Annotated in this window: 2 protein-coding genes; both read left to right on the forward strand. The window is 76.4% G+C overall.

The window, feature by feature from the left end; genetic code table 11:
* A partial coding sequence (locus RKE29_RS30020) for a polyketide synthase dehydratase domain-containing protein (RefSeq protein WP_312008863.1) occupies positions 1 to 801 on the forward strand: 801 nt, incomplete at its 5' end.
* The coding region (locus tag RKE29_RS30025) for a hypothetical protein (protein WP_312008864.1) at positions 779 to 1,126 on the forward strand (348 nt) is incomplete at its 3' end. The genes RKE29_RS30020 and RKE29_RS30025, both read left to right, overlap by 23 nt.

Raw genomic sequence — 1,126 nt, forward strand, 5'->3', positions numbered from 1 at the left:
CGGGTCGGACACCCGGTCCTGGCCGCCTCCGTCCAGGTGGCCGACCGCGACGAGTGGCTGTTCACCGGGCGTCTTTCGCAGGACGCGCAGCCGTGGCTGCGGGACCACGTGGCGTTCGGGATGGTGCCGGTACCGGCCGTGACGCTGATCGAAATGGTGCTCGCCGCCGGTCGGCGGACCGGGAGCCCGGTGATCGACGAGCTGGCCCTCGAATCCCCGCTGCTCCTCCAGGACGGTGACGCCGTCCAGATCCAGGTCACCGTCGGCCAGGCCGGTGCGGACGGCCGCCGTGAGGTGGCGGTCTACTCCCGGCCCGAGTCCGGTGACGAGGACGGGCAGCGCGAGGCGACGTGCCACGGGCACGGCTGGCTCGGCGCGGAGTCCGAGGCCGGGCCCGCGGCCGGGTGGCAGGCGGTGTGGCCGCCGGAGGGCGCGCAGCCCGTGTCGGCCGACGCGCTCTACGCGGGCCTGGCAGACGTCGGCTTCGACTACGGGCCGGTGTTCCAGGGCGTACGGGCGGCGTGGCGCGCGGGTGACACGGTGTACGCCGAGGTCGCGCTGCCCGACGAGGTGGACGGCTCGGGTTTCGGGGTCCACCCGGCGCTGCTCGACGCCGCGCTGCACGGCGGGCTGCTGCTGCGGGAGCCGGGAGCCGCGGCGGAGCTGCCGGTCTCCTGGCTGGGCGTACGGCCGNCTGCGGGAGCCGGGAGCCGCGGCGGAGCTGCCGGTCTCCTGGCTGGGCGTACGGCCGGGGCAGACCGGGCTCACGCGGGCGCGGGTGCGGATCGTCTCGGCGGGTGAGTCCGCGGTGCGGGTCGACGTCGCCGGGGAGCACGGCGAGCCGGTGCTGACCGCCGACCGCGTCGCTTTCCGCCCGGTCGACCCGGCGCACCTGGAGGCCCTGCGGCGGCGCGGCGAGAACGCGCCGTTCCAGATCGACTGGACGCCGGTGGCGGCCGAGTCGTCGGAGCCGGTGCGGCTGGCGGTGCTTGGTGGTCTTGCGGTGTCGGGTGAGCGTTATGCGGACCTGGAGGCGCTGGAGCGGGCGTTGGCCGAGGGTGCCGCCGTGCCGGACGTGGTGCTGGCCGAGGCTCCCGCAGGTGACGCGGCGGAGGCTGCGGCGGGT

It is taken from the genome of Streptomyces sp. B1866 (assembly GCF_031932565.1).
Classification (GTDB): Bacteria; Actinomycetota; Actinomycetes; order Streptomycetales; family Streptomycetaceae; genus Streptomyces.